The sequence below is a fragment of the Oleiphilus sp. HI0125 genome (assembly GCF_001635355.1).
The window spans coordinates 1-2298 of sequence record NZ_LWGF01000376.1 but is presented as its reverse complement, the minus strand read 5'-3'; the positions used below and the strand labels follow the sequence as shown (position 1 = coordinate 2298).

1 protein-coding gene is annotated in these 2298 nt (G+C 49.1%); it reads right to left on the bottom strand.

All coding sequences use genetic code 11. The features are described 5' to 3' along the window. Positions 1-2298 (bottom strand): hypothetical protein (locus A3762_RS27135; protein ID WP_197469042.1); only part of this gene is annotated, 2298 nt, incomplete at both ends.

Below are 2298 nucleotides of genomic sequence, written 5' to 3'. Positions count from 1 at the left end.
ATCCGCAACAGCATCAACCTGCACCGTAATTTGGTGACTACTGATCTCGACACTCTGACTCACTCCCTCAGGGTCAACATCTTCGGTCGTCACTTCAACAGTTAAGGTGATATCCTGACTATCATGGAGACTAGGCGTATAACTTAATCCCGCTAACTCTCCAACCGTTAAATGATATTTTCCATCCGCATCCATGACGCCAGCAGACAGCAAGGCATTAGCCGGCACACCACTAATCACAATGTCTGTGATGCTTTCCGAACCATCCGCGTCAGGTTGACTAATATCAAGATTTAACGCGATCGCTGTATCTTCATCTCCACGTGCTGATGCCACTACGACAGCCTGTTCTGACACGGGCAACACTTCTACATTAAAACTAATCGTGTCACTCACTTGGCTAACGAGGCCTGACTCAGGGTCAACATCATTCACCAATGCCGTCGCACTCAAGATAAAATCATCACTACTATGTGCCGGTGCTTGTATGGTTAGACTCGCTAAATCGTCAATATTCACGATCCAAACACCACTACCCTGATCGGCACCCGTTGAAAGCTGCGCGCCCTCCGGAACACCCTCGAAACGCACCGCAGTAATCGACTCAGAACCATCTAGATCGACAAGATCCGCCGTTATATCCAGGCTAATCGGTTCATCTTCGTTTCCGCTAATGTCGTTCGCTTGTAACGTTGGGACATCCGCCACTGGGATAACTGAAACATGATATTGTGCGGTGCTACTCGCTTCCGTAACCACACCACTATCTGGATCTTCGTCCTGATGCGTCACCATGACATCCAACGTAAAGTCAGTACTGTCATGCAACGGAGGCGTTAACGTCAGCGCTGCTAGATCCTCGGCCAATACAGTCACTGTATCGTCAGCATTGACCGTACCGTGGCTAAACACTGCGCCGTCTGGCACTTGCGAGAACGTAACGCTAACGATACTTTCAGAACCATCTTGATCGACTAAAAGCGCTTGTATATCAATATTGAATGCAGTGTCTTCATTGATATCAACATGACTATCAACCAGTGTCGCCGTATCCACGACCGCGTTAACCTCAACATCCACCGTCGACAAGGTCTCAGACGTACTCACCTCTCCTGTCTCAGGATCGACATCTGCCACGCTCGCCAACACCGATAAGCTGAAGTCTTCGCTATCATGCAGCGGTGGCGTAATCGTTAGACCGACCAACTGATCGACACTTAAGGTCCAGCTATTGTCACCGTTATCAACGCCAGCTGATAACGTCGCACCCACTGGCACATCGCTGATTACTATCGATTGCACTGACTCAGAACCATCAAGATCCACCAAGCTAGCCATAATATCGAGTGTAATAGCCGTATCTTCATCACCTGTCGCAGGGGTCATCACCAAGGTTGGCGCATCCGCAACAGCATCAACCTGCACCGTAATTTGGTGACTACTGATCTCGACACTCTGACTCACTCCCTCAGGGTCAACATCTTCGGTCGTCACTTCAACAGTTAAGGTGATATCCTGACTATCATGGAGACTAGGCGTATAACTTAATCCCGCTAACTCTCCAACCGTTAAATGATATTTTCCATCCGCATCCATGACGCCAGCAGACAGCAAGGCATCAGCCGGCACACCACTAATCACAATGTCTGTGATGCTTTCCGAACCATCCGCGTCAGGTTGACTAATATCAAGATTTAACGCGATCGCTGTATCTTCATCTCCACGTGCTGATGCCACTACGACAGCCTGTTCTGACACGGGCAACACTTCTACATTAAAACTAATCGTGTCACTCACTTGGCTAACGAGGCCTGACTCAGGGTCAACATCATTCACCAATGCCGTCGCACTCAAGATAAAATCATCACTACTATGTGCCGGTGCTTGTATGGTTAGACTCGCTAAATCGTCAATATTCACGATCCAAACACCACTACCCTGATCGGCACCCGTTGAAAGCTGCGCGCCCTCCGGAACACCCTCGAAACGCACCGCAGTAATCGACTCAGAACCATCTAGATCGACAAGATCCGCCGTTATATCCAAGCTAATCGGTTCATCTTCGTTTCCGCTAATGTCGTTCGCTTGTAACGTTGGGACATCCGCCACTGGGATAACTGAAACATGATATTGTGCGGTGCTACTCGCTTCCGTAACCACACCACTATCTGGATCTTCGTCCTGATGCGTCACCATGACATCCAACGTAAAGTCAGTACTGTCATGCAACGGAGGCGTTAACGTCAGCGCTGCTAGATCCTCGGCCAATACAGTCACTGTATCGTCAGCATTGACCGT